This is a genomic window from Bacillus sp. SSR7 (assembly GCF_055902415.1).
On sequence record NZ_JBVVXV010000020.1, the window covers coordinates 70,021 to 95,230 of the forward strand.

The following is a 25,210-nucleotide window of genomic DNA, read 5'->3' on the forward strand; positions in this document are numbered from 1 at the left end:
GGAAAGATATGGAGACTATTACACCAATAATAGAGAAAAAGAAAGAACGGAAAAAGAGAAATGAATCATCACCATGGCGCCAAGCATATAAAAAAATCAAGAAAAATAAGATGGCACTGTGTGGTTTATACATTTTAATATTTATGTTTTTATTTAGTTTTATCGGTCCAATCTTTTCACCGTATGCAGATGGGAAAGTACAAGTAACACACATTAATAAACCGCCCAGCCTGTCACATTGGCTTGGAACAGACCAGTTGGGACGGGATATTTTAACTAGACTTATGCAAGCAGGGCGTATTTCATTAACAATTGGTTTAGCGTCGATGCTACTATCCGTTATACTAGGAGCTTTATTAGGAGCAATTGCTGGTTTTTATCGAGGGGTTGTGGATCATTTAATTATGCGTGTTGCGGATGTGTTAATGTCCATTCCGGGATTACCGCTACTTATTATAATGGGAGCAATTTTATCAGAATGGAAATTACCATCAGAATACCGTTTATATGTTGTAATGATTATTTTGAGTTTAGTAGGATGGCCAGGACTTGCTCGTCTTGTGAGAGGACAAATTTTAACATTGCGGGAGCAAGCCTTTATGCAAGCAGCAGATGTATTAGGATTAAAGGATTCTCGAAAAATTATTCATCATTTAATTCCTAATGTCTTTCCGTTGCTTATTGTTGTAGCAACTTTGGGCGTGGCTGGATCTATTTTAAGTGAGTCCGCACTAAGTTACTTAGGTCTCGGAGTCGTCCCACCTACACCATCATGGGGGAATATGATTAGCGCAGCGAACTCATTAATTGATTTTCAAAAGCGTCCGTGGTTATGGATTCCGCCTGGTTTCGCAATTTTTATAACAGTTGTATCCATTAATTTACTTGGTGATGCACTTCGTGATGCGTTAGATCCAAAGATGAGACGGTAGGTGAGGGAATATGAGTAAAGCGGTAGTAGAGCTGAAAGATTTACAAACACACTTTCAGACAGAAGAAGGGACAGTAAAAGCTGTGAATCATGTTAGTTTTTCTGTTCGAGAAGGTGAAACTGTTTGTGTTGTAGGTGAATCAGGTTGCGGGAAAAGTGTAACAGCTTTATCCATTATGGGACTTATTGCTGAATCAGGCAGTGTAGTAGGTGGAGACATTTTATATGAAGGAAAAAGTCTTTTAGGAATGAAAGAAAAAGAGCTTCGTAGTTTACGAGGGAATGATATTGCGATGATTTTCCAAGAACCGATGACATCGCTAAATCCGGTCTTTACTGTAGGGGAACAAATTGTAGAGACGTTAAGGGAGCATGAACTGCTTAGTAAAAATGAAGCATATAAGAAGGCAATTGAGTTAATTCGTAAAGTCGGCATAGCTCGTGCGGATGAAATCGTCCATTCTTATCCACACGAATTAAGTGGTGGTATGTTACAACGTATTATGATTGCTGTTGCACTTAGTTGTAATCCTAAGTTATTAATTGCCGATGAACCGACAACGGCTCTTGATGTTACGATTCAAGCTCAAATATTAGATTTATTAAGACAAGTAAAAGAGGAATTTAAAACATCCATTTTATTAATTACACATGATTTAGGCGTTGTAGCAGAAATGGCGGATTACGTTGTCGTTATGTATGGCGGGAAAGTTATTGAAGAAGCACCAGTACTAGAAATATTTCAAAATCCGAAACACCCGTATACGAAAGGTTTGTTGAAATCAAAACCAGTGATGGGAAAACGAATAGATAAACTATATTCTATTCCAGGGCAAGTTCCTAATTTAGTTGGTTTGGATGAGTTTTGCTACTTTAGCGGCCGTTGTGAGCATTGTATGGAAATATGTAAAGAAGAAGCGCCAAGTTTGAATGTACATGATGAGAATCATAAAGTTGCTTGCTGGTTATATGAGGAGCGTGCGAAACAATGAGTGAACCATTATTAGAAGTAAAAAACTTAAAAACATATTTTCCAATTAAAGGCGGCATATTTAGTAGAACGGTTGGACATGTAAAAGCAGTTGATGGGGTAAGTTTTACTATTAATAAAGGTGAAGTGTTCGGCCTCGTTGGGGAATCGGGAAGCGGAAAAACGACGATAGGAAAAACAATTTTACGTCTCGTCCAAAAAACGGAAGGGGAAGTGAAGTTTAAAGGGCAAGATGTTCACTCTTTATCTAAGGAAGAATTGAGAAAACATCGTCCTAATATGCAACTTGTCTTCCAAGATCCGTTTAGCTCATTAAATCCGAGAATGAGAATTGGGGAAGCGCTTGGTGAGCCGATGTTAGCTCACGGATTAGCGACGAAAGAAAATGTTCGTGAAAAAGTGACAGAAGTATTAGAGTTATGTGGCTTAGCCCCATATCATATTGACCGGTACCCTCATGAGTTTTCTGGTGGACAACGCCAACGTATCGTTATCGCAAGAGCTATGGTATTAAATCCAGAATTTATTGTAGCTGACGAACCTGTGGCAGCACTAGATGTATCTATTCAAGCACAAATCATTAATTTATTTAGCGAGTTACAGGAGAAAAAGGGACTATCTTATTTATTCATTTCACATGATTTAAGCGTAGTAGAGCATTTATGTACGAAGATTGGAATTATGTATCTAGGAACGATTGTGGAAACAGCGCCACGTGATGAGTTATTTACAAATCCACTTCATCCGTATACAAAAGCATTGTTATCCGCTGTGCCAATACCAGATCCAACAGTGAAGCGAGAGCGAATTATACTAGAGGGTGATATTCCAAGCCCGGCGAATCCACCTTCAGGTTGTCGCTTTCATACACGTTGTCCATTTGCAACAGATATTTGTAAACAAACGGTACCGGAATTCCGTAATGTTGGTGAAGAGCACTTTGTTGCTTGTCACCATGTATAAAAGAGAAGGACTCTTTCAGAAGTTGAAAGAGTCCTTTTTTTATTTACTAGATGAAGCTTGTTTCAATACAAATTGCTCGATTGCATGAGCAACACCATGTTCATTGTTTGTTAATGTGACAACATCACATAGTTTTTTTACATCTTCTTCAGCATTTCCCATTGCAACTGATAAGCCAGCTACTTGTAACATTGGCACATCATTAAAGTTGTCCCCAATCGCAATAGTATCTTCAATTGGTATATTGAAATAAGCAGCCATTTCTTGTAGACCGTTCCCTTTATGACCATGCTTATCCATAATTTCTACATTAGTAGGAGCGGATGCTGTAACTGAAATATCGGTGTCTTCTTGTAATACGCTTAATAGCTGTGTACGATGCTCTGCGTTAAACGTCAAAATGAAGAATTTAGATATTTCTAATTCTGTATTATTTACAACATCTTCTATTTTTTGGAAATCAGTAATTAAGTTTGATTTCTTTTGTTTTTCTGTAATTCTTTCAAGTTCCTTAAGTGTAACATCTAGTGCATGCTTGTTCTCTTCGAACGCTTGCATGACTTGATCTTGCCATGTATATGGAGAATAAACTCCTTTATTCGTATATAGCTTATAAGGAAAACCTTCAGATTCTAGTAATTTTGCAAGCTTGTATACTTTATCGTTTTGTAAACAACGCGAGTTAATTACTTTTCCATCCACATAAACAATTGCCCCATTGCTCGCTCCAACTGGAAGAGATAGTTTATATTCTTCCAATAATTTTAAAGCATCTTCTTTTGCACGACCAGAACAAATCATAACTATATGACCAGCCTCTTTAGCAGTTTGGATAGCTTGTAAGTTCTCGTTGGAGATTTCAAGATTAGATGATAGTAGTGTACCATCCATATCTAATGCGATTAATTTCAAAATGACCACCTCTTTGCTTTTATTATACATAGTTATATGGAGGAAACATATAAACTTATCTTGGAAAGATTGTATTTTACCTCTCATAAACTATCAGTAAGAATTGGATGGATTCCACTTTATTCATGAAAGATTTATGTTAATTTGTAACAAAAGTAGAGGTGGATATGGGGATGTTTCGCTATATGACTGTAATATTACATGAATGTTACAAACATGAAGGTAGTATAAAATGCATTAAATCAAGGTTTTTGAGGATGTTTATAAAAAACGTAAAAAAAGTGTAATAAAATTTACGTAATTATATTGCAAGGTAATAATAGTTATGTTACATTAATGTTACAAACGTTACGTTATTAAATTTAATGTAACGCTAACATAAAAACTATGAAATAAACATTTCTTAGAAATTACATATAGATAACTTATTAAAAAAGGAGGATACATAATATGAAAGAGCAAGTATTACAAGTAACAAAAGGTGACTTCGTAGGATCAGCAAGTGGAGCAGTAGTGTTAACAGCGTTAATCGTATTTCTATCAAGCGTATTAGTATAATAGAAGTTTTGTAACAAAAAACAAATGAAGGGAGAATGAAAGAAATGAAAGAACAAGTATTACAAGTAACAAAAGGTGACTTCGTAGGGTCAGCAAGTGGAGCAGTAGTGTTAACAGCGTTAATCGTATTTCTATCAAGCGTGTTAGTATAATAAAAACTTTGTAACAAAAGAAGAGAAGGGAGAATGAAAGATATGAAAGAGCAAGTATTACAAGTAACAAAAGGTGACTTCGTAGGATCAGCAAGTGGAGCAGTAGTATTAACAGCATTAATCGTATTTCTATCAAGCGTATTAGTATAATAAAAGTGTTGTAAAAAAGAAAAAGAGAGGAGAATGGAAAATGAAAGAGCAAGTATTACAAGTAACAAAAGGTGACTTCGTAGGATCAGCAAGTGGAGCGGTAGTATTAACAGCATTAATCGTATTTCTATCAAGCGTATTAGTATAATAGAAGCTTTGTAATAAAAGATAAACGAAGGGAGAATGAGGAATATGAACAGTGAACAAATGTTACAAGTAACAAAAACAGATTTATTAGGATCATTAGGTGGAGCAGTAGTATTAACATCATTTATTCTATTCCTTGCAAAAGTATTAGTATGAGATATATAAATACAATTATTCAAAAAAAATAAAGACTCTAACGTATTAGTAAACAGTTAATATGTTGGGGTCTTTATTATTTTCTTCGTACATACCCTCCAGTATTCATGTTATCCCGCTATCACGTAAATCCCCACTGAGTAAAGTTTTACTTTAAAAAGAAAAAAGTCGAATTTTATCTTGAAGAAAAAAGAGGAATTTGACAGAAAAGATAGAAAATTTTAAAGGTCAGAATTTGTTAGCTTGCTAACTAATTTCTATTAATTGATGTTGGAAGCGTTTTCGGTTGGTTTTAAGTATGGACCATTTAATCTATTTACAGGGGGATGAGGATTTTATGAAACAAAAATCTATGGATACGCTAGCTGCACAAATGGAGGACTTTTTTCCAGTACGTGATGTAGATCATTTGGAATTTTATGTAGGAAATGCAAAGCAATCAAGCTATTACCTTGCGAGAGCATTCGGATTCAAAATTGTGGCTTACTCTGGATTAGAAACTGGTAATCGTGAAAAAGTATCTTATGTTCTTGTGCAAAAAAATATGCGTTTCGTTGTGTCTGGAGCTTTAAGTAGCGACAATCGTATTGCAGAATTTGTAAAGACTCATGGTGATGGCGTGAAAGATGTGGCATTACTTGTTGATGATGTTGATAAAGCATACTCGGAAGCGGTGAAACGTGGTGCCGTCGCAATTGCTCCACCTGTAGAGTTAACAGACGAGAACGGTACATTGAAAAAAGCAGTTATTGGTACGTATGGTGATACAATTCATACGCTTGTAGAGCGTAAAAATTATAAAGGAACATTTATGCCAGGATTCCAAAAGGCTGAGTTTGATATTCCATTTGAAGAGTCAGGTTTAATTGCTGTAGACCATGTAGTTGGTAATGTTGAAAAGATGGAAGAGTGGGTTAGTTATTACGAGAACGTTATGGGCTTTAAACAAATGATCCATTTTGATGATGATGATATCAGTACAGAGTATTCAGCATTAATGTCGAAGGTTATGACAAATGGAAGTCGTATTAAGTTCCCTATTAACGAACCAGCAGATGGAAAGCGAAAATCACAAATTCAAGAATATCTAGAATTCTACAATGGAGCAGGTGTACAGCATCTTGCTTTACTAACAAATGACATTGTTAAAACAGTAGAAGCGCTTCGTGCAAATGGTGTGGAGTTTTTAGATACACCAGATACTTATTATGATGAATTAACTGCACGAGTTGGAAAAATTGATGAAGAAATTGATAAGTTAAAAGAATTAAAGATCTTAGTAGATCGCGATGATGAAGGCTATTTACTACAAATCTTTACGAAACCAATTGTAGATCGTCCAACTTTATTTATTGAAATCATTCAGCGTAAAGGGTCTCGTGGATTTGGAGAAGGAAACTTTAAAGCGTTATTTGAATCAATTGAAAGAGAACAAGAGCGTCGCGGAAATTTATAAAATTTATATCCACCAGCAGGAATTCTTTTGCTGGTGGAAATTTCATTTTCATAAGGAGGAATCATGATGAAATTTGTTACATTTCGTCTTCCTTCAAAAGAAATGCGAGCTGGATGGCTTGAAGGTGACAAAGTAATCGATATGAATCTTGCTAGTGGTGGAAAATTACCTTCTTCTATGTTCGCCTTTTTAGAGAAAGCGGATGAGTATGTAGAAGTGTTGCGTAATATTAACAATCCGGAAAAGGGCATATATTCTTTAGAGGAAGTGCAATTAGCAGCAGCGATTCCTAATCCGAGTAGTATTAGGGATTTTTATGCATTTGAACAGCACGTAAAAACGGCACGTGGCCGAAGAGGGTTAGATGTTGTACCTGAATGGTACGATATCCCGGTTTTTTATTTTACGAATCATCGTGCTGTAATTGGTCCAGATGATGTTGTAATTAGTCCGAAGAAATCTAAAAAACTTGATTATGAATTAGAGATTGCTTGCGTAATTGGGAAAGAAGGAAGAAATATTTCTCGTGAGCAAGCAGAGGAATACATTTTTGGTTATTGTATTATGAATGATTGGAGTGCAAGGGACTTACAAGCAACAGAAATGAAGGTAGGACTTGGTCCAGCGAAGGGAAAAGATTTTGCAACTTCATTAGGAGCGTACCTTGTTACGAAAGAGGAATTAGATGTTTATCGCAATGGTGACCGTTATGAGTTAGAGATGACTGCTCATGTAAATGGAAAGCTATTATCAAAAGGGAACTTCCGAGATATTTACTATACATTTGCTGAAATGATTGAACGTGCTTCGGAAGACGTTACGTTATACCCAGGCGATGTGATTGGTTCTGGAACAGTAGGAACAGGTTGCATTTTAGAACTAGGTACAGAAGAGTGGCTACAAGATGGTGATGTTGTAGAGCTTACGATTACTGGTTTAGGCACATTACGTAATACGGTCAAAAAAGAAAAGGAAGCAGGTGATGGGCATGTTTTATCGTCACATGGGGGAGCTACCTCATAAACGACATGTACAATTCCGTAAAAAAGATGGGTCGCTTTATCGTGAACAGGTAATGGGAACAAAAGGTTTTTCTGGTACGCAGTCTATTTTGTATCATCATTATATGCCAACGGAAGTAGGACATGCGGCATTATCTCATTCTTGTCGGTTGCAATATGAAGAAGATGTTGCTCTTTCTCATCGTCACTTTCGCACGAAAGAAAATAAAAAAAGTGGTGATGCAGTAAGCGGAAGAAACTTTATACTTGGGAATGAGGATTTATTAATCGGAGTAGTGAGCCCAACAGAAAAAATGGATTATTTCTACCGTAATGGTGATGGTGATGAAATGTTGTTTGTCCATTATGGAACAGGAAAAATTGAAACGATGTTTGGAACGGTTCATTATAGAAAAGGCGATTATGTAACAATTCCAATTGGAACGATTTATCGTGTTATTCCAGATGAAGGAGAGACTAAGTTTCTTGTTGTAGAGGCAAATAGTCAAATTACAACACCGCGTCGCTATCGTAATGAATATGGACAATTGTTAGAGCATAGCCCGTTTTGTGAGAGAGATATTCGTGGTCCTGAAAAATTAGAGACGTATGATGAAAAAGGTGAGTTTGTCGTAATGACAAAGTCGAGGGGCTATATGCATAAACATGTTTTAGGACATCATCCGTTAGATGTTGTTGGTTGGGATGGCTATTTATATCCGTGGGTCTTTAATGTAGAGGATTTTGAACCAATTACAGGTCGTATTCATCAGCCACCTCCAGTACATCAAACGTTCGAGGGTCACAATTTCGTTATTTGTTCTTTCGTACCACGTTTATATGACTATCATCCAGAATCTATTCCGGCACCGTATTATCATAGTAACGTGAATAGTGATGAAGTACTGTACTATGTAGAAGGTAACTTTATGAGCCGAAAAGGTGTGGAGGAAGGGTCTATTACACTTCATCCGAGCGGCATTCCTCACGGGCCACATCCTGGGAAAACAGAGGCGAGTATAGGGAAAAAAGAAACGCTTGAATTAGCTGTTATGATAGATACATTCCGTCCGCTTCGTATTGTAAAACAAGCACATGAAACAGAAGATGAAAAATATATGTATAGCTGGATTGAAGAGGGATCATATACTGTGAAATAAGTAAAAAGAGGCATGCTCAATAACAGAGCATGCCTTTTTTATGGAATCGACATGTATAATAATACCAAAAAAAGTTATAGAAAGATATATAGAAAGAATGATAAAAATCGTGCATATTCATAAGAGTTTCTACTTATTTCGACAAAAGTATTGACTGGAAAAAGTACTATGAGTAAAATAAAAAAGCGAATTAAAAATTTTCAGAAAATTTAAAACTTGGAGGAGCATGCTATGAAGCAAATTTTTCAAAAGAAGCCTATTGCAAAGTTAATGCAAGAGAGTAAACAAAAGACGTTAGCAAGAACATTGGGCGCACTAGATTTAACGATGCTTGGAATTGGGGCAATTGTTGGAACAGGTATTTTTGTTCTAACGGGCGTGGTAGCAGCGAAACATTCTGGACCAGCTATTATATTATCATTTGCGATAGCCGCGTTAGCATGTGCCTTTGCTGCATTTTGTTATGCTGAATTTGCTTCTTCAGTTCCTGTCTCAGGCAGTGTGTATACGTACACATATGCGACGATGGGAGAAGTATTCGCATTTTTAATCGGATGGGACTTAATGCTTGAGTATTTACTTGCAACCTCTGCTGTGGCAAATGGTTGGTCCGCGTACTTCCAATCTTTATTAAAGGGATTTGGAATTCATATTCCTACCATTCTCTCCTCGGCCCCTGGTACAGGAAAGGGTGGAATAATTGATTTGCCGGCAGTTCTAATTATTTTAGTGATGACAGTTCTTTTATCTAGAGGTGTTCGTGAAAGTGCACGTGTAAATAATATTATGGTATTTATTAAACTAGCGGTTGTTCTTATTTTTATCTTTGCTGGTTTTAATTATGTGAAACCTGAAAACTGGACGCCTTTTATGCCATTTGGCTTAGATGGTGTAATGGCTGGAGCTGCTACAGTGTTCTTTGCATTCATAGGATTTGATGCAGTTTCAACGGCAGCAGAAGAAGTGAAACGTCCACAACGTGATTTACCAATTGGTATTATTGCATCTTTATTAATTTGTACGGCTCTTTATATTATCGTTTCGCTTATTTTGACAGGAATTGTTCCATACGGACAGTTAAATATATCAGATCCAGTCGCTTTTGCACTTCAATTTATTGGACAAGATAGTTTAGCGGGAGTAATTTCAGTAGGAGCAATTACAGGGATCACAACAGTAATGTTAGTTATGATGTATGGGCAAGTACGCGTTTCATATGCAATGAGTAGAGATGGATTGTTGCCGAAACGTCTTGCTAAAGTTCACCCGAAATTTAAAACACCGTTTTTAAATACGTGGACAACGGGAATTATTGCAGCACTTATTTCAGGATTAATAGATTTAAATGTGTTAGCGCATCTTGTAAATATGGGGACTTTATCAGCCTTTGCACTTGTAGCTGTTGCTGTTATTGTAATGAGAAGAACGCATCCTGATTTACCAAGAGCATTTAAGGCACCGCTTGTACCATTTTTACCAGCGTTAACGGTAATTTTTTGTTTATACTTAATGCTTCAATTATCCGGGACGGCTTGGATTAGTTTTGGTGTATGGATGATTATCGGTATTGCGGTTTACTTCTTATATAGCCGAAAACATAGTGCTTTAAATAATAGTAAAGAAGAAGACGACGCAGCCAATTTATAAGTAGAAAAATCCATTCTAATTCTGTTAGAATGGATTTTTAATTTTGAAAATTTACATTCTTCTGAACTTGTTATAAGATAATTATTGGTGAACAAAAGGGGTGAAATAATGAAAAATACGTGGCGTGAGTTAAGGGAGATGGACCGTAACGTATGGATTCGGTTTATTGGTGAGACGTTAAATGGAATTGCAATGATGATGTTGATGCCTTTTTTTGCATTATATTTAAAAGATAAGGTAGATTCATTATTACAGGTCGGAGTGATTATGGCACTGTCTCCAATTGCTGCAAGCTTTGGATCAATTATAGGGGGAAGAATTGCTGATATATATGGAAGAAAACCGATTATGATATTTTCGATGGCGAGCAATGCGGTATTCATGCTCGGTTTTTTATTTATAGAAGGATTTATTCCATATGCGATTTTATCTATTTTTTTAGGGTTAAGTAATTCGTTATTTCATCCAGCTGCATCAGCGATGGTTGCGGATGTAACGGCGCCAGAAAAAAGAACAGAAGCATATGGTTTATTGCGAATGGGACACAATATAGGTGCTGCAATTGGTCCGATAATGGGAGCTTCAGTAGTTATGTTATCGAAGAACCTTGTGTTTGTTATTGCTTCGTCTACGATGTTATTTTATGCATTACTTGTATTCGTCCTTATTCAAGAGACAATGCCAAAGAGTACGAATAAAGAAGATGATACAGAAAAGGAATCAGGAGCAGTGTGGAAAATTGTATTTCGAGATAAGGCACTTATGATTTATTTATTAGCAGGTATCATTATTTCGATGGGATTTTCTCAAACAGAAGGCATGTTGCCACTGCACTTTGATAATGAAATGAAGGATATTTTTGGAACTAACAATCCATATCCATATTTAATGGCTTTAAATGGACTACTAGTGGTGTTGTTTCAATTTCAAATTTCAAAATGGGCCACAGATAAACCTGTCGGAAAGACGATGTTATATGGTGCATGTTTGTTTGGGATTGGGTTATTTTTTATAGGGTGGTTACCGAAGTGGTTTGGAGAATTTGATGCAAATGCTACGATTATTTTAATAACTTTATTGTTTGTATATGCCATATATACGTTAGGTGAAATGATTATGTCCCCCGTACAGATGACGTTTGTAGCGAATTTGGCCCCTGAGCATTTGAGAGGGACTTATATGGGAGCTGCGAGTTTGCAGTGGATTACAGGAAGTGCATTCGGTCCACTTCTTGGAGGTTTTTTATTAGATCGATTACTTGGCCACTTTTTATTTACAATTTTAGCTGTAGGATGTGTAGTTGCAGGTATTGTATATGTTTCTTTAGATCGTCTCGTTGAACAAAGGCACAAAAGCACACTAACCAAACAATCTTCTTAATGATTAGATGACATACACAAAAAGGGGATTTCTACATATTTTAGGTACATAACTAGATTGGTTTGCAATTTTACCCCACTTTAATGGGCAGTAAGACCCCCACCTCAAAATTCAGCGAAAGCAAAGAAGTTAGGTGGGGGGCGGGCTGCCCATTAAAGTCCGATTGGTGAGGGCTGATAATCAGTAGGGGATGAAGAACCCCCCACTGATTAAAGTTTCACTTTATATATGTATGAAGAAAGTTAAGTGGAAAAAGTATAGAAAACCAATAAGTGGTGTCATTTAATTATTTGTGGAAGTTGCATTTTATTTCAAATAGGAACTACCTATTTTTATAAAAAGTGCTAAAATAGAAAAATGAAAACAATTGGTTAGGGTGATTTCAGTGACAAAAATTAAATTAGGTTTATTATATGGTGGAAAATCAGCTGAGCATCAAGTTTCGCTACAAACGGCTCTTGCTGCTATTAAAGCATTAAATCAAGATAAATTCGAGATTCATCCAATTTATATTACAGAACAAGGTCAATGGGTACGCGGTGAGCGTATTGAAGGTGAAGTGACAGATGTTGAAGTTCTAAAAATGAGCGGGGCAGAAAATGCGATTTCTCCGTTATCATTAAGCACAGAAATCATTCCATCGGCAGGTTCTGAGGAAAATGCTATTGACGTTATTTTCCCATTACTACATGGACCAAATGGTGAAGATGGAACGGTTCAAGGATTATTAGAATTGATGAATATTCCTTATGTAGGAAATGGTGTTCTAGCATCTGCTGCTGGTATGGATAAAGTTATTATGAAAAACATTTTTGCGGAAGCTGGATTGAAGCAAGCAAAATATGCATCATTCATTCGTAGCGCATGGGAAAAAGATCGTGAAACAGCATATGAAAAGGTAGAAGAAGTATTAGGATATCCTTGCTTCGTAAAACCAGCAAACCTTGGTTCAAGTGTTGGGATTAATAAGTGTAAAAATCGTGAAGAACTTGAGAATGCATTTGAAGAGGCATTCCAATTTGACCGCAAAATTATTGTAGAAGAAAATATTGTTGGACGTGAAGTAGAAGTTGGTGTATTAGGTAATGATGAGCCGAAATGTTCAGTTGTAGGTGAAATCGTACCGAAAAAAGACTTCTATGATTATAAGTCGAAATACATCGATGGCGATACAGCGTTGATTATTCCAGCTGAAATGACAGAAGAAGAGTCTAACGTTATTAAGCGAGATGCAATTATTGCATTCCAATCGTTAGATGGTGCGGGCTTAACAAGAGCTGATTTCTTCTTAACGAAAGATGGAGAAGTATATATTAACGAAGTGAATACGATGCCAGGATTTACGCCGTTTAGTATGTTCCCTCTATTATGGCAACATACTGGATTACCGTATCCGGAATTAATTGAAGAGCTAATTCGTTTAGCAATGGAGCGTCACGAAGAAAAACAAAAAATTAAATATACAATCTAACAAAAAAGGAGGAGGCACTATTCGCAGGAATAGTGCTTCCTCTATGTGAGGAGTGTTTTTTATGATAAATCGAACGTTAAAACAAGTAGAACAAATGACAAATGGTACGGGATTAGCAGAGCAATATGAGGGGATTACTATACAAGGAGTGTCTATTGATACGAGAAAAATCGAAAAAGGAAACTTATATGTTCCGATTCAAGGTGAACGTTTCGATGGACATGCTTTTGTAGATAAAGCTGTTGAAAATGGAGCTGTGGCGACATTATGGATGAAAGATGTAGCAAATCCACCTGAGAATCTTCCGGTTATTTTTGTAGAAGACACGCTATCAGCATTACAAATGTTAGCAAAAAACTATCGCGACCAATTGGATGTTAAAGTGATTGGTGTGACAGGTAGTAACGGTAAAACATCTACAAAAGATATTGTAACAAGTCTTCTTGCGACTAAATTCAAAGTTCAAAAAACAGAAGGAAACTTCAATAATCATATCGGGCTACCTCTTACTATTTTAAACTTAGAAGAAAATACAGAAGTGGCTGTATTAGAAATGGGAATGTCAAGCCGCGGGGAAATTGAATTCCTATCTAAGTTAGCTCGTCCAAATGCAGCTATCATTACGAACATTGGTGAAGCGCATTTAATGGACTTAGGCTCTCGTGAGGCAATTGCTGAAGCGAAATTAGAAATTGTGACAGGACTACAAGAAGGTGGAGTGTTCGTATATAACGGAGACGAGCCATTATTAACGAATCGTGTTCCTGAAATGAATTTAATAGCTGAAACAGTTACGTTTGGTGATGCTAGAGCAAATGATTACTATCCAACGACTGTAACGTTACAAGCAACTGGGACACACTTTAAAATGAATAGAGAAGAAAACATTTCATTCTATCTACCGGTATTAGGGAAACACAATGTGTATAATACGCTTGCTTCTATGGCAATTGCGAAACACTTTGGTGTAACGTGGGAAGAGATGAAAGAAGGTTTAGTAACACTTCAAATGACAGGCATGCGTATGGAAATTGTAAAAACAAATAGTGGATTAACAATTATCAACGATGCTTATAATGCAAGTCCAACGGCTATGGAAGCAGCATTCCACCTAATGAATGGTTTAGATGGATTCTCTAAAAAAATTGTTGTTCTCGGCGATATGTTAGAGCTTGGAGATCAAGAAGTACAGTTTCATTATGAGGTAGGTAAATTAATCGATCCAGCAAAAATCTCCTATGTGTTCACATATGGTAAATTAGGGGCTCAAATTGCTGAAGGAGCGAAAATTAATTTCCCTAACGAACGTGTAAAGGCTTATGATAATAAAGAAGAGTTAGTAAAAGAGTTGCAAGCAGTAGTCGATGCAAAAGATGTTGTATTAGTAAAAGCATCTCGCGGTATGAAATTGGAAGAAGTAATTACGATGTTGAAATAATTGGTGTATATAAATAGGGATGATAGCTACGAAAAAAGAAGAAACTTATAATAAGCGCTTACAGTAAATATAAAAAAATAAAAGTGAAGAAAAAACCTCTGAATATGAAAATAAGGTAACAGTTGGGTTTGCTTTTTACACATACAAAACTTATAATTGATAAAGTGTAATAACGTTTAGAAGTATTTTCGTGAAGAATATACGCCCGTTTATATACGTGAGCATTCAGGAAAAGGGCTTTTCCGCAAATTCGGAAAACGCCTTTTTTTAAATGATAAGTATAGGATAGAAAAGGAGAAGTAACATTGACAACATTTCGAGAATTAGGATTAAGTGATTCTTTACTGCAATCTGTTGAAAGTATGGGCTTTGAAGAGGCTACGCCAATTCAAGCTGAAACAATTCCACATGCATTGCAAGGTAAGGATATTATTGGGCAAGCACAAACAGGTACAGGGAAAACAGCAGCATTCGGATTACCACTATTAGATAAAGTGGATACACATAAAGAATCGGTTCAAGGTATTGTTATCGCGCCAACGCGTGAATTAGCAATTCAAGTTGGAGAAGAGCTATACAAAATTGGTAAACATAAACGCGTTCGTATCTTACCAATTTACGGTGGTCAAGATATTAACCGCCAAATTCGTGCTCTAAAAAAACACCCACACATTATTGTTGGTACGCCGGGTCGTATTTTAGATCATATTAACCGTAAAACACTTCGCTTACAAAACGTAGAGACAGTTGTTCTTGACGAAGCGGATGAAATGTTAAACATGGGCTTCATTGAAGATATTGAAGCAATTTTAACAGATGTGCCAGAAACACACCAAACATTACTATTCTCAGCGACAATGCCGGACCCAATCCGTCGTATTGCTGAGCGTTTCATGACTGAGCCTCAACACATTAAAGTAAAAGCAAAAGAAGTAACAATGCCAAACATTCAGCAGTTCTATTTAGAAGTGCAAGAAAAGAAAAAGTTTGACGTATTAACACGCTTATTAGACATTCAATCTCCAGAGCTTGCGATTGTATTCGGTCGTACAAAGCGTCGTGTTGATGAATTATCAGAAGCATTAAATTTACGTGGTTATGCTGCGGAAGGTATCCATGGTGATTTAACTCAGGCGAAACGTATGTCTGTATTACGTAAGTTCAAAGAAGGTTCTATTGAAGTTCTTGTTGCAACAGACGTTGCTGCGCGTGGTCTTGATATTTCAGGTGTAACACACGTATACAACTTCGATATTCCACAAGATCCAGAATCATACGTTCACCGTATTGGCCGTACTGGTCGTGCAGGTAAAAAAGGTATTGCAATGCTATTTGTAACACCACGTGAATCTGGACAATTAAAAAATATTGAGCGTACAACAAAACGTAAAATGGACCGCATGGATGCACCAACACTTGACGAGGCACTAGAAGGTCAACAACGTTTAATCGCTGAAAAACTTCAAAACACAATTGAAAATGAAAACTTAGCATACTACAAGCGTATTGCAGAAGAAATGTTAGAAGAGAACGACTCTGTAACAGTAGTAGCTGCTGCTTTAAAAATGATGACAAAAGAGCCAGATACAACTCCAATCGCTTTAACATCAGAACCACCAGTTGTTTCAAGAGGTGGCGGTTCTAAAAAACGTGGCGGTAACGGAGGCGGATACCGTGATGGTAACCGTAATCGTAGTCGTGATGGACGCGGTGGCGATGGTCGTAACCGTGACCGTAATCGTGATGGTCGTAATCGTGACGGTAACCGTGATCGCAATCGTGAAGGTAGCCGTGAAGGTAACCGTGGTCGTCGTGGTGAAGGTCAAAGTCGCCCAGGATCTTCAAACGGACGCGGCGAAAGAAAACATCATAGCCGTAAGCCACAAGCTTAATAATAAAAAAAAGAGAATGCCCTTTTCCGGCATTCTCTTTTTTTTATTTCTGTAATTGTACATACTACATAATAACTTGTGTAGAAATGAGGTGCTACATGCTTGTAAGACTTGGGTATGTTGCGATGAGTGTACATTTAAAAAATGCATCTCCGTCTCAAACGATGACGTACGCGCAGTTTCAAAAAATAGATGATCGGGAAGCGGCGATTCGTAAACTTGAAAGAATTGCTAATTCTAATTTGGAAAATTGCTTACGGTTATTAAAGCATAATAAAGGCCATGATATATCCTTTTTTCGACTTAGCTCTAAGTTGATTCCTTTAGCGAATCATGATGAGTTGTTAGAGTGGAACTACATTCGTCCCTTAAAAGAAAATTTAAAAGTGCTAGGTGAGTACGCTATTCGAATGAATATGCGTATTGATTTTCATCCAGATCATTTTGTTGTACTCAATTCACCTGAGGAGAATATTTTTAAACAATCTGTCAAGACATTACAAATGCATAGAAAATTATTAAAAGGTATGGGAATTGAACATAAGCAACGATGTGTAATGCATGTTGGTGGCGGATATAAAGATAAAGAGCTCGCATTAGAGCGTTTTATAGAGAATTGGTCTAATGTCCCAAGAGGTATTCAGGAAATGATTATGTTAGAAAATGATGATACAACTTTTACGCTCGAGGACACATTATATTTAGGAGAAAAGTTGGACATTCCCGTTGTATTTGATTTACATCATCATATGATGAATCATGAGCGAGAAGATTGGCATGAAGATTGGGCGCGTGTTGTACATACGTGGGAATCGTCTTTGTTACCGGTGAAAATGCACATTTCTAGTCCTAGAGAGGGAAAAGACCCAAGGGCACATGCGGACTTTATTAATGTAGATACTTTTTTATCTTTTTTAAAAAAGATAAAAGGAAGTGTTCCGCAAATTGATTGTATGATTGAAGCGAAGAAGAAGGATGAGTCTTTATTTCAACTCATGAGAGATTTAAGTGAACAAACAGATGTAGAGATTGTCGATGGTGCGAGCTTTTATATTAAATGAGCTCTGCACCATCGAGTTTTTTTGCCCCGCTATTTGCGAGCTGTAAGACTCCTACCTCAAAAATTGGTGAATACGAGGGGGAGGTGGGAGATTAACTGCCCGTAAAAGCCCGATTGGTGTGGGCTAATAATCGGTGGGGGATGGACAAAACCCCCACTGATTAAAGTTTCACTTTATTAATAAAGGAGTGCAAATACCACCAATGATCAATCCTGTTAAATGGCTGATAGGGTTGGCAGAGGGATTGAAGAAAGTGAATAGTAGTAATATACATATCATGATTGAAAAAATAGCGATGTCTCTTGGATTGGAAGAACGATATCGGCCATACAATAGAAATAATTGTGCACCTAGCAATCCGAAAATACCACCAGATGCCCCGGCATGAATGTATTCATGAGGCATAATTAGATAAGAGGAAATATTTCCGAGAATGCCGGAAAGGAAAAAAATAGTGATGAAAGAAAAGTGCCCTAGTTGTTTTTCAATAGAAGAGCCAAGTACGAATAAACAAATACTATTAGCAAGAAAATGTTGTAAGTCTACATGTACGAGCAGGGAAGTTATGAGACGCCACCATTCTCCTTTAGCGATATATTCATTATAAGCTGCCATAGGAAAGAGGAAAAAATCGCCTAGTATAATCATGATTAATTGTATGAGAAGTAAAGCTATGACGATTGGTTGTAAGGAAATGCGGGCGGATGGTATTAGCATGTTGTGAGTATCACTCCTTTTGCATCAGAAAGATTCTCTGTTATTCTTACAATATGAAAAAAGAAAGCTAAATAGAAGAAGGGGATTTTGAAATGATTGTAGGGATTGGAATCGATATTATTGAATTAAATCGAATTGAAAAAATGCTAGATGGAAAGCTTAAATTTATGGAACGTATTTTAACTGAAAATGAACGTAATGTTGCTAAGGAGCTGAAGGGAAGTCGCCTTACAGAGTTTGTAGCTGGAAGATTTGCAGCGAAAGAGGCGTATTCAAAAGCGGTAGGGACTGGTATCGGGAAAGAAGTGAGTTTTTTAGATATTGAAGTAAGAAATGATGATAGAGGTAAGCCGATTCTTATTACAAGTACAGAGCATATTGTTCATTTATCAATTAGTCATAGTAAGGAATTTGCTGTTGCTCAAGTTGTTTTAGAAAGCTCGTCACGCTAGTCTGCATATTTTATATCTTTGTCTCATATATTTGTGGTAGCGATAAGGAAGGTACATCTTCCATTCATTTATAGGGGCAAAGGGGCTGAAGTGATGAAAAGGCGTCTGTTTTTAGTTCTTGTCGGTTTATTAACCGTTTTTGTGTTGGCCGGTTGTATGGAAAAGAAACAAGATGATGTTGTGAGAGATTTAGAGGCGAAAGTAAAAGGGTTGAAAAGTTATCAAGCTGAAGCGAAATTATCTATTAAAACAGGGAATGAGCCTCAGGAGTATAAGGTAGAAATATGGCATAAGGAACCTGCTTTTTATCGTGTGAATTTGCAGAATGCGAAAAAAGATCAAAGTCAAATTATTTTAAGGAATGAAGAAGGTGTATTTGTATTAACGCCAGCGCTTAATAAGAGTTTCCGTTTCCAAAGTGATTGGCCGCAAAATAGTAGCCAGGCTTATTTATACGAATCTCTTGTTAGAGATATTTTGCAGGATAAGAAAAACCTTACTTTTGAAAAAACAGATAAGTATTATATCTTTAAAACAAAAACAAATTATCAACACCAAAACATGTTGCCGAAACAAGAGATTACATTGAAGAAAAGTGATTTAACACCAGTTTCGGTGAAGTTAATGGATAATGATCAAAATGTTCTTGTGAAAGTAGATTTCTCTAAAGTGAAATTTGATGCGAAATTTGATAAAGGTGCATTTGATACGAAACAAAATATGTCTAGAGCGCAAGTAGATGTTCAAACGACAGCGAAAGAAGACAAACCATTTGCTATTTTGTATCCGCGTGATACGCCGCAAGGTATGACTTTGAAAGATGAAAAAGAGTTGAAGACAGACAGTGGCAAGCGTGCGATACTCACATACACTGGAAGTAAGAAATCCTTTACTTTAATACAAGAAAAGGCAAAAGTTGCAGAGGCTTCGTCAGCGATAAATGTAAGTGGAGAATTGGTTGATCTTGGCTTTACAATTGGAGCATTGACGAAAGACTCTTTAACGTGGTCGCATAACGGAGTAGAATATATGCTCGTGTCTAAAGGTTTAGAGCCGAAGGAGCTGTTAATGGTTGCTCGTTCAGTTACAGAGAAGCAAGTGAAGTAAACTTCTTAGACGTGGTGATATATGTGCACCACGTCTTTTCTTAGTTTGAAGGGTGGATTTCATAAAAGAAGCATATAAAAGAATAAGCTTCGCATATCGTGTATAAGGAAGTGTATTTATGGAAGAAGCACCATTTTACCGTGACACTTGGGTGGAAGTGGATTTAGATGCGATTTATAACAATATTACACACATTAAAAATTTCATTCCAAGTGATGTAGAGATTTTTGCTGTAGTTAAAGCGAATGCATATGGACACGATTATGTACCGGTAGCTAAAACGGCATTAGAAGCGGGGGCGACAAGGTTAGCAGTTGCTTTTTTAGATGAAGCTTTAGTGCTTCGAAGGGCTGGTATTACTGTGCCAATTTTAGTATTAGGTCCTTCCCCACCTCGTGATGTTAATGTAGCTGCTGAAAATGATGTAGCGTTAACTGTTTTTCAAAAAGAATGGGTGGATGAAGCAATCAAACTATGGGATGGTTCATCTAAAATGAAATACCATATTAATTTTGATAGTGGTATGGGGAGAATTGGGATACGCGAACGAAAAGAATTAAAGGGATTTTTAAAGAGTTTAGAAGGTGCACCATTTTTAGAATTAGAAGGAGTTTATACACATTTTGCAACAGCGGATGAGGTGGAGACTTCTTACTTTGATAAACAATATAACACATTTTTGCAGCAGTTAAGTTGGTTGAAAGAATTCGGAGTAGATCCTAAGTTTGTCCATACAGCTAATAGTGCTGCAACGCTACGTTTTCAAGGGATTACATTTAATGCAGTACGAATTGGCATTGCGATGTATGGGTTATCCCCGTCTGTAGAAATACGCCCTTTTTTACCGTTTAAATTAGAACCAGCGCTATCATTGCATACGAAAGTTGCTCATATTAAACAGGTGATTAAAGGGGATGGAATCAGCTATAACGTCACTTATCGAACGAAAACGGAAGAATGGATTGCGACTGTAGCGATTGGCTATGCAGATGGTTGGCTTAGAAGGTTACAAGGATTTGAAGTGCTTGTAAATGGTAAAAGGGTACCGATTGTAGGGCGAGTAACAATGGATCAGTTCATGATTCATCTTCCTTGTGAAGTGCCACTTGGTACGAAAGTTACACTCATTGGAAGACAAGGTGATGAGTATATTAGTGCTACTGAGGTTGCTGAATATTCCGGAACTATTAATTATGAAATTATTGCAACGATAAGCTTTCGGGTACCGAGAATATTTATACGGCATGGCAAGGTTGTAGAGGTAATTAATTATTTGAATAATATATAGAAGGTAGTATGATTTGCTTCTTGTCATTTGAGAGGGCTGTTCATTGGTTAGGAATAAGCTCGTTTTTGATGAGAAGCTTTGTACTTATAGTTACTTTTAACATAATTTAACGTGAATTTTGCGGAGAAACTCTTTCGATTCTTGTTTGTAATGAGATAAAAAATAAAAGAATATGAATGTTTTGTTTGTGAATTGGAAAACATAAGCAAGGAATAAGGAAGTCTTTGCAACAGGCTCCATACAATGGTATTATTACAATAGGTGTCATATATATATTTGGGTGTGTAGTTGACGGTGGAGGTGTATTTTTGTGTCCGAATCAAGTGTAACTACTGAAATCGTGGTTCGGTTGCCAAAGCAAATGGTAACGGAATTGGACGGAATTGGAAAACAAGAGAATAAGAATCGCCATGAACTAATTTGCCAGGCAACACAACTGTTATTGCGTCAACATAAGACGAAGAAACGCTACCAACATGAATCAATGCGACGTGGGTACATTGAAATGGGAAAAATTAATCTTGGTATTGCATCTGAAGCTTTCTTAGCAGAGTATGAAGCAGCTCATACAGTAGAACGCTTAGTTAGCGGGGGGTAATATTTTGATTGTAAAACGCGGCGACGTGTATTTTGCAGACCTTTCCCCAGTTGTTGGTTCTGAGCAAGGAGGCGTTCGTCCGGTTCTTGTCATTCAAAATGACATCGGAAATCGTTTTAGTCCAACGGTGATTGTAGCGGCTATTACTGCACAGATTCAAAAAGCTAAATTACCCACTCATGTGGAAATTGATGCGAAAAAGTACGGTTTTGAGAGAGATTCTGTTATTTTACTTGAGCAGATTCGAACAATCGATAAGCAGCGCTTAACGGACAAAATCACTCATTTAGATGAAGTGATGATGATTCGTGTAGATGAAGCGCTACAAATTAGTTTAGGACTAATAGATTTTTAAATCGGCAGTTTAAGTTGCTCTCTTTGAAGGGCAACTTTTTTTATTATAGAGGAGGTTACGGTTGTATATGGAAATGGTAGATAATCGACAAGCGTTAATGAAAATGTTAGTGAAGGAATTAGGCTTTACCGAAAAGCAAGTTCGTCATGTTATTCAATTAACAGAAGAAGGTAACACAGTTCCATTTATTGCTCGTTACCGAAAAGAATGGACAGGCTCTTTAGATGAAGTGCAAATTCGTGCAATTTTAGAGAGATGGCAATATATGATGCAGCTTGAAGATAGGAAAGAAGAGGTTCTTCGTCTTATTGATGAAAAGGGAAAACTGACAGGAGAATTACGTCAGCAAATTGTGAAAGCTACAAAGTTGCAAGAAGTAGAAGATTTATATCGTCCGTATAAAGAGAAGAGAAGAACGAAAGCAACGATTGCAAAAGAAAAAGGATTAGAGCCATTAGCTGAATGGTTATTGTTATATACGAAAGAAGATCCGAATCAGAAGGCAATAGAGTTTATAAACGCCGAGAAAGAAGTGCAATCTGCAGAAGAAGCATTGCAAGGTGCTCAAGACATTATTGCAGAAATCGTTTCAGATGAAGCGGCATATCGTAGGTGGATTCGGAACGTTACTTTTAGAAAAGGTGTTATGTCTTCGGCTGTAAAAGATGAAGAGAAAGATGAAAAAAATATATATGAAATGTATTACAGCTATGAAGAACCGTTGCAGAAAGTCGTGCCGCATCGCGTATTAGCGATGAATCGAGGTGAGAAAGAAGATATATTGAGAGTTTCTGTTGTTCCACCAGTAGATGAGATAGTAACCTTCTTATATAAGAAAGTAATTCGTGATAACGATTCAAAAAGTGCACAGTATGTAAAGTTAGCAATAGAGGATGGTTATAAACGATTAATTCAATCCTCTATTGAAAGGGAGATTCGAAAAGAATTAACAGAAACAGCTGAGGAACAAGCGATACATATTTTCTCTGAGAACTTACGTAATTTGTTATTACAACCTCCAATGAAAGGAAAGGTTGTGTTAGCTGTAGACCCTGCATATAGAACGGGTTGTAAATTAGCTATCGTAGACGATACGGGGAAAGTTCTATATATTGATGTTATTTATCCGCATCCACCAGTGCGTAAATATGAAGATGCAAAAGCGAAAGTTCTTTCTATTATAGATAAATATCAGGTTGAAATGATTGCGATTGGGAATGGTACAGCTTCTAGAGAATCAGAAGAATTTATAGTTGATGTATTACAAAATGTGAAACGAGAAGTCTTCTATATTATTGTGAACGAAGCTGGTGCGAGTGTGTATTCGGCTTCTGATTTAGCCCGTGAGGAATTCCCGGATTTACAGGTTGAAGAAAGAAGTGCGGTTTCTATCGGCAGACGTCTGCAAGATCCGCTTGCTGAACTTGTAAAGATTGATCCGAAATCAGTTGGAGTTGGACAATATCAACATGATGTATCTCAAAAGAGATTAAATGAATCATTAACATTTGTAGTAGAGACGGCAGTTAACCAAGTCGGTGTGAATGTAAATACAGCTTCCGTTGCGTTGTTGCAATATGTTTCGGGTTTATCAAAAACTGTTGCGAAAAATATTGTAGCAAAGCGTGAAGAAGAAGGGAAATTTACAAAACGAACAGACTTAAAGAAAATACCACGTCTAGGCGCGAAGACATATGAACAATGTATAGGTTTCTTACGTATATTAGAAGGGGCAAATCCGTTAGACCGTACAGGTATTCATCCAGAACAATATAAAAATGTTGAATTGTTATTGAAGAGTCTGGGATTATCAAAAGATGATGTAGGGCAACCACAGTTACAAAAGAGTTTAGAAGAAGTGGAGATTTCTAAGTTGTCCCAAGAAACGGGAGTAGGAGAGCCAACATTAGTCGATATTATAGATGCTCTCATTAGTCCAGAGCGAGACATGAGGGATGAGTTGCCTAAACCACTTCTGAAAAAAGGGATTTTGAAATTAGAAGATTTAAAACGTGGTATGGAACTGGAAGGAACAGTTCGTAACGTTGTTGATTTTGGTGCTTTTGTTGATGTAGGTGTGAAACAAGATGGTTTAGTACATATTTCTAAACTAAGCAAACAATACGTGAAGCATCCGTTAGATGTTGTATCTGTCGGACAAATCGTCAAAGTATGGGTAGATGATATTGATACGAAAAAAGGTCGCGTTGCATTATCTATGTTGCCGATTGAATAGTAAGAGAAGAGAGCAGATGAAACTGCTCTTTTTTTATAGGATAAAATGTGTAATGGATTAGGAACTTTGATGTATTTTGCTATAATAAAACCAGCATTCATTTAATAATTTAATTTGATACCGGTTTTTTTCAAAATATGCGCGTTGCATTTGTTTTTTGAGCCATGTAGGCATAGGAATCCCTCCTTGTTTGATCCTACTCTCATAAATGTAAGGTACTATTAATGAGAGGTTGGTGAGTGGATTTCTACTTTTGCTATGTTTTTAGAAACCACGCTTCTTGAATGAGGATGGGTATATGTACTATTTAATATATGTATAAGAGAGGAGAAAAGTGTAAAAATATTTTTTTGTTTAGGGGGAATGAAAATGGATGAACAAGAAATACAGCGGCTAGTGGAAGAAGTATCACTACAATATTTCGGAATGCCATTTTTACATAAGGCAATGTTTAATAGTAGGTTGCGCACAACTGGCGGACGTTATCTATTGAAGACACACAATATTGAACTGAATTATCGATATTACGAAATGTATGGGAAAGAAGAATTAGTTGGCATTGTTAAACATGAACTTTGTCATTATCACTTACATATTACAGGACGAGGGTATAAGCATCGGGATAAGGATTTTCGAGAACTATTAAAGGCAGTTGATGCACCACGCTTTTGTAAACGAATGATGAATGAAGAGAAGGAAAAAAAGGTTTATGTGTATGAATGTATGGAGTGTTTGCTTCAATATGTAAGAAGACGTCAAATTAATACAAAAAGATATGTCTGCGGAAAGTGTAAAGGTAAACTAAATCTGATAAAGAAAACATCTTGACAGTGAAAACGCAATCCAGTATATTATAAACATGTCACGTTTGTACAAGATGTTGCGAAAAAACCTCTTGACTTACGATGAGAAATTTTATAAGATACAAATTGTCTTTATTATTCCGCAGTAGCTCAGTGGTAGAGCTATCGGCTGTTAACCGATCGGTCGT

Annotated in this window: 27 protein-coding genes; 24 read left to right on the plus strand and 3 right to left on the minus strand. The window is 36.7% G+C overall.

Translation table 11 applies throughout. The annotated features are described in order from the left end of the window. The first annotated feature begins 8 nt into the window (after positions 1–8). From opp4C to AC0NJG_RS25855, 3 genes are read left to right on the plus strand one after another with little or no spacing between them, the layout of a single operon-like run. Entirely contained in the window at positions 9–932 is a 924-nt protein-coding gene (opp4C, locus tag AC0NJG_RS25845; RefSeq protein WP_000447955.1) for an oligopeptide ABC transporter permease, read from the plus strand. A 10-nt stretch (positions 933–942) separates the two neighbouring features. Continuing rightward, on the plus strand, positions 943–1,923 hold the full coding sequence (locus AC0NJG_RS25850; RefSeq protein ID WP_000030788.1) for an ABC transporter ATP-binding protein: 981 nt from the start codon (positions 943–945) through the stop codon (positions 1,921–1,923). Next, positions 1,920–2,885 carry an ABC transporter ATP-binding protein gene (locus AC0NJG_RS25855; RefSeq protein ID WP_001294512.1) on the plus strand — a complete coding sequence of 322 codons (966 nt, stop codon included), beginning with the start codon at positions 1,920–1,922 and terminating at the stop codon, positions 2,883–2,885. The genes AC0NJG_RS25850 and AC0NJG_RS25855 overlap by 4 nt, the downstream gene beginning before the upstream one ends. Positions 2,886–2,924: 39 nt before the next feature. Here the strand turns inward: AC0NJG_RS25855 and AC0NJG_RS25860 are convergent, their stop codons facing one another. Then, on the minus strand, positions 2,925–3,797 hold the full coding sequence (locus tag AC0NJG_RS25860) for a Cof-type HAD-IIB family hydrolase (protein ID WP_087952206.1): 873 nt from the start codon (positions 3,795–3,797) through the stop codon (positions 2,925–2,927). Positions 3,798–4,247: 450 nt separating this feature from the next. Here AC0NJG_RS25860 and AC0NJG_RS25865 point away from each other — a divergent pair, with 450 nt between their 5' ends. From AC0NJG_RS25865 to uvsE, 14 genes are all read left to right on the plus strand, one after another. Beyond that, positions 4,248–4,355, plus strand: a complete 108-nt coding sequence (locus AC0NJG_RS25865; RefSeq protein ID WP_000664237.1) for a DUF3948 family protein — start codon at positions 4,248–4,250, stop codon at positions 4,353–4,355. 44 nt (positions 4,356–4,399) lie between these two features. Then, positions 4,400–4,507: a DUF3948 family protein gene (locus AC0NJG_RS25870; protein ID WP_000664237.1), complete on the plus strand. Its 108-nt coding sequence runs from the start codon at positions 4,400–4,402 to the stop codon at positions 4,505–4,507. Between the two features lie 33 nt (positions 4,508–4,540). Further along, positions 4,541–4,657 (plus strand): DUF3948 family protein, encoded by a 117-nt coding sequence (locus tag AC0NJG_RS25875; protein WP_000654250.1) that lies wholly within the window; start codon positions 4,541–4,543, stop codon positions 4,655–4,657. A 40-nt stretch (positions 4,658–4,697) separates the two neighbouring features. Further along, positions 4,698–4,805, plus strand: a complete 108-nt coding sequence (locus tag AC0NJG_RS25880; RefSeq protein WP_000664237.1) for a DUF3948 family protein — start codon at positions 4,698–4,700, stop codon at positions 4,803–4,805. Between the two features lie 35 nt (positions 4,806–4,840). Beyond that, positions 4,841–4,960: a DUF3948 family protein gene (locus AC0NJG_RS25885; RefSeq protein ID WP_140421159.1), complete on the plus strand. Its 120-nt coding sequence runs from the start codon at positions 4,841–4,843 to the stop codon at positions 4,958–4,960. A gap of 337 nt (positions 4,961–5,297) precedes the next feature. Further along, complete coding sequence (gene hppD / locus AC0NJG_RS25890) at positions 5,298–6,416, plus strand: 4-hydroxyphenylpyruvate dioxygenase (RefSeq protein ID WP_000810913.1); 1,119 nt, start codon at positions 5,298–5,300, stop codon at positions 6,414–6,416. A gap of 66 nt (positions 6,417–6,482) precedes the next feature. Then, positions 6,483–7,439, plus strand: coding sequence for a fumarylacetoacetate hydrolase family protein (locus AC0NJG_RS25895; protein WP_087952204.1), 957 nt, complete (start codon positions 6,483–6,485; stop codon positions 7,437–7,439). Continuing rightward, positions 7,405–8,577: a homogentisate 1,2-dioxygenase gene (locus AC0NJG_RS25900; RefSeq protein WP_087952252.1), complete on the plus strand. Its 1,173-nt coding sequence runs from the start codon at positions 7,405–7,407 to the stop codon at positions 8,575–8,577. The genes AC0NJG_RS25895 and AC0NJG_RS25900 overlap by 35 nt, the downstream gene beginning before the upstream one ends. Before the next feature lie 231 nt (positions 8,578–8,808). Further along, complete coding sequence (locus tag AC0NJG_RS25905) at positions 8,809–10,224, plus strand: amino acid permease (RefSeq protein WP_000809368.1); 1,416 nt, start codon at positions 8,809–8,811, stop codon at positions 10,222–10,224. 108 nt (positions 10,225–10,332) lie between these two features. Continuing rightward, positions 10,333–11,604, plus strand: coding sequence for an MDR family MFS transporter (locus AC0NJG_RS25910; protein WP_087952202.1), 1,272 nt, complete (start codon positions 10,333–10,335; stop codon positions 11,602–11,604). Positions 11,605–11,989: 385 nt separating this feature from the next. Further along, positions 11,990–13,075, plus strand: a complete 1,086-nt coding sequence (locus AC0NJG_RS25915) for a D-alanine--D-alanine ligase (protein ID WP_087952201.1) — start codon at positions 11,990–11,992, stop codon at positions 13,073–13,075. 61 nt (positions 13,076–13,136) lie between these two features. Further along, positions 13,137–14,513, plus strand: coding sequence for a UDP-N-acetylmuramoyl-tripeptide--D-alanyl-D-alanine ligase (gene murF, locus AC0NJG_RS25920; RefSeq protein ID WP_000610683.1), 1,377 nt, complete (start codon positions 13,137–13,139; stop codon positions 14,511–14,513). 305 nt (positions 14,514–14,818) lie between these two features. Further along, positions 14,819–16,405, plus strand: coding sequence for a degradosome RNA helicase CshA (cshA, locus tag AC0NJG_RS25925; RefSeq protein ID WP_474063596.1), 1,587 nt, complete (start codon positions 14,819–14,821; stop codon positions 16,403–16,405). A gap of 98 nt (positions 16,406–16,503) precedes the next feature. Next, entirely contained in the window at positions 16,504–17,466 is a 963-nt protein-coding gene (gene uvsE / locus AC0NJG_RS25930; protein ID WP_087952199.1) for a UV DNA damage repair endonuclease UvsE, read from the plus strand. 168 nt (positions 17,467–17,634) lie between these two features. On the opposite strand, the gene AC0NJG_RS25935 is transcribed toward uvsE, so the two are convergent. After that, positions 17,635–18,183, minus strand: coding sequence for a rhomboid family intramembrane serine protease (locus AC0NJG_RS25935; protein WP_474063597.1), 549 nt, complete (start codon positions 18,181–18,183; stop codon positions 17,635–17,637). A gap of 92 nt (positions 18,184–18,275) precedes the next feature. Here AC0NJG_RS25935 and acpS point away from each other — a divergent pair, with 92 nt between their 5' ends. The 6 genes from acpS to AC0NJG_RS25965 all read left to right on the plus strand — a co-directional run bounded on the left by acpS (position 18,276) and on the right by AC0NJG_RS25965 (position 24,219). Continuing rightward, a complete protein-coding gene (gene acpS / locus AC0NJG_RS25940) occupies positions 18,276–18,635 on the plus strand; it encodes a holo-ACP synthase (RefSeq protein WP_087952197.1) in 360 nt (119 codons plus the stop codon). 156 nt (positions 18,636–18,791) lie between these two features. Then, the gene (locus tag AC0NJG_RS25945) at positions 18,792–19,742 is read left to right on the plus strand and encodes a LolA family protein (RefSeq protein WP_474063598.1); all 951 of its coding nucleotides are present in this window, start codon (positions 18,792–18,794) and stop codon (positions 19,740–19,742) included. Positions 19,743–19,860: 118 nt separating this feature from the next. Continuing rightward, complete coding sequence (gene alr, locus AC0NJG_RS25950; protein ID WP_087952195.1) at positions 19,861–21,030, plus strand: alanine racemase; 1,170 nt, start codon at positions 19,861–19,863, stop codon at positions 21,028–21,030. A 310-nt stretch (positions 21,031–21,340) separates the two neighbouring features. Further along, positions 21,341–21,628 (plus strand): antitoxin EndoAI, encoded by a 288-nt coding sequence (locus tag AC0NJG_RS25955; protein WP_000004570.1) that lies wholly within the window; start codon positions 21,341–21,343, stop codon positions 21,626–21,628. 4 nt (positions 21,629–21,632) lie between these two features. Next, positions 21,633–21,983 carry a type II toxin-antitoxin system endoribonuclease NdoA gene (gene ndoA / locus AC0NJG_RS25960; protein ID WP_000635963.1) on the plus strand — a complete coding sequence of 117 codons (351 nt, stop codon included), beginning with the start codon at positions 21,633–21,635 and terminating at the stop codon, positions 21,981–21,983. A 67-nt stretch (positions 21,984–22,050) separates the two neighbouring features. Continuing rightward, the gene (locus tag AC0NJG_RS25965) at positions 22,051–24,219 is read left to right on the plus strand and encodes a Tex family protein (RefSeq protein WP_140168671.1); all 2,169 of its coding nucleotides are present in this window, start codon (positions 22,051–22,053) and stop codon (positions 24,217–24,219) included. 57 nt (positions 24,220–24,276) lie between these two features. On the opposite strand, the gene cmpA is transcribed toward AC0NJG_RS25965, so the two are convergent. Beyond that, on the minus strand, positions 24,277–24,393 hold the full coding sequence (cmpA, locus tag AC0NJG_RS25970; protein ID WP_001143642.1) for a cortex morphogenetic protein CmpA: 117 nt from the start codon (positions 24,391–24,393) through the stop codon (positions 24,277–24,279). Between the two features lie 195 nt (positions 24,394–24,588). Here cmpA and AC0NJG_RS25975 point away from each other — a divergent pair, with 195 nt between their 5' ends. After that, on the plus strand, positions 24,589–25,047 hold the full coding sequence (locus AC0NJG_RS25975; protein ID WP_062822141.1) for a SprT family protein: 459 nt from the start codon (positions 24,589–24,591) through the stop codon (positions 25,045–25,047). Positions 25,048–25,210: the final 163 nt, after the last annotated feature.